Source organism: Citrobacter sp. wls718 (assembly GCF_005280945.1).
In the GTDB taxonomy this organism is placed as follows: domain Bacteria; phylum Pseudomonadota; class Gammaproteobacteria; order Enterobacterales; family Enterobacteriaceae; genus Citrobacter; species Citrobacter gillenii.
Genome location: NZ_SZWV01000043.1, coordinates 73,999 through 76,324 on the forward strand (window position 1 = coordinate 73,999; position 2,326 = coordinate 76,324).

Here is a 2,326-nt window from a genome sequence, read left to right on the forward strand (position 1 = left end):
CACCAACGAAGATGAGCTCACAGTTTCCACTCAAGCTTTTGATCTTTTTCAGAATACCGAGTGCTTGGTGAGATAAAGGAACAAGATGAGGAGTCCGCATCTTTGAGCCTCGGTGTGAATGCTTAACACCTTCAAGTGGTTCACGTTCTCCCGGAATCGTCCACTTTGCAGTGTCAAAATCGACTTCTGACCAACGAGCAAAACGCAGTTCACTAGATCGAATGAAGACTAACAACGTCAGCTCCACAGCTAAGCGTGTAAGTGTTCTGCCTGTGTAAGAATCAATTCGATGAAGTAGTTCAGGAATGCGATCAAAGTCCAGTGCGGCGCGATGTTGTCGTTTAGCTGTGGCAATCGCTCCAGCGATCTCTTGCGCAGGGTTGTAGTCAATTAAACCGCTCTGTACGGCAAATCGCATAATTGATGTTGTTCGTTGTTGAAGGCGCGCCGCCACCTAAAGACGTCCAGACATCTCTACGGCTTTAAGTGGCTTTAGTAAGTCTTGAGTTTTTAAATCTGCGATATTTCGCTTACCAATCGCATCGAACAAATTATCTTCCAGACTTTTAAGAACCCGAGCACTGTGTGACTTAGACCACTTTCGATTGCTAGCGTGCCAGTCTCTGGCAACAGATTCAAAAGTGATGACCTCTTTAGCCTGTTCTTCTTTTACTGCACGCTTATGTTCGCGAGGATCGACACCGGCAGCAACAAGCCTTCTGGCCTCTTCCCTCTTTTGACGAGCATCAGCCAGTGACGTTTCGGGGTAGACACCAAAAGCCATCAGATGTTGTTTACCACCAAAGCGGAAACGAAAGCGCCAGTATTTGGAGCCGTTAGGGTGTACCAGTAAAAACATGCCGTCGCCATCTACTAACGAGTATTCCTTTGCTTCGGATTTTGCCGCACGCACCTTTGTATCAGTCAGGGCCATGATGGTATTCGTTCCATATGCTGCCGTGAGTATATAAGCAATATCGAACCAGCATATATACTCGGTTCTATACTCACAAGCATGTTGATGTGGGGTAACTCAGATTGACGTCGGTTGACTGAAAAAGCGAGGAAAGTCTTGCGAATGCTGGATTTCAGGCACAAAAAAAGACGTCCGTTGACGTCTATTGATGTTCCGATGGTGCGAAGGCCGGACTCAAAACATAATGTAATAAACTGAAAACAAAGAAAATAAAAAAGAATACATGTTTATGTGCCCCCTTTTGTGCCCCCATGGTTTTTTAAGCCCCTTAAGTTCACAACTGATTGGTATTCAAAAGGAAATTGATATTTTCCCCATCGGTTAGGTTCCGATATACGGATCCTAACCGGGGTAATATTGAACATCAGTAAAATTCTTTTTTTCCATATAACTGTTCACACTGTTCACCTTTTCATTTTTCTTTTTAATATCATAACGATAAGTGGTGAATGGTTAGTGAAGAGTGAACAGTCGACTCTTCACCTTTGTGATTTGTGCTCGTTCTGGAACCGCCCGCTCAGGCGATGCGCAGGGTGATAAAAAGTTTTTTCAGGTTTTATTGTTCACACTGTTCACCGCTGGTTTTTTATCAATAATTTCATGGTGATACAGGGTGAATATACGGTGAAGGGTGAACAGTGGATTGTTCACCCTGTGGCAATGGCCAGAAAGGAAAAGACCGGCTGTTGCCGGTCTGAGTGAGGTTATGTTGCTGCGGGTTCGTCGCACTTCGGCAGCCAGTCGCCGTAGCTTTCCTCTTTCAGCGACAGGTTGGTTTGTATCCCCTGCTTTGTGTGTCGCTTCTCATAATTCAGGCCGTACTCTTTCAGCATCATGGGCAGCCCCAGCCCGAACATTTTAAGGCTGAGCACGTTCCTGTAGCCGTTAGCCTCCATATAGGCCAGATACGCGTGATAGAGATATTTACGATAATTACGCGGGATGATGCTGGCATTCCCCATAAACATCCCGTTGGTCTGCGGGAGCATTTCCAGATAGCCGCAAAAATCAAACGTCGGGTCAGCATCGCGCTTGATGTTGAGCGCCTCGTCGGAATTCTGCTGCGACTGGAGCAGTGCGCGTGCAGTCATCGGGTCGCTGAATTTCTGCATAAGCTGGCGCACAATGACGGCCAGCTCGCGGGCGATTTTATCCCTGAGCTGCGGGTCGCGTTCCTCCGGGGCAATCTGCTCCGGGAAATGAATAATCACCCGGCGACGGGAGACGCCGCCGCTGCGGTCGGTGAAGCGCATCGGGTTATTGTTCACGGCCAGAATCACCGCCGGAATATGTGTTGAGTACGGGTTCTGATATTTCGGGTCAACCGAGACCGCATCGCCGCCGGTAATG

General features: G+C 47.6%; 1 protein-coding gene and 1 pseudogene. Both read right to left on the minus strand.

Annotation, left to right across the window (positions count from 1 at the left end; translation table 11 throughout):
- Positions 1–934: pseudogene (locus tag FDW95_RS08460) on the minus strand (integrase arm-type DNA-binding domain-containing protein); the annotation flags it as partial.
- Between the two features lie 746 nt (positions 935–1,680).
- On the minus strand, positions 1,681–2,326 hold a 646-nt coding region (locus tag FDW95_RS08465; RefSeq protein WP_249358984.1), incomplete at its 5' end, for a primase-like DNA-binding domain-containing protein.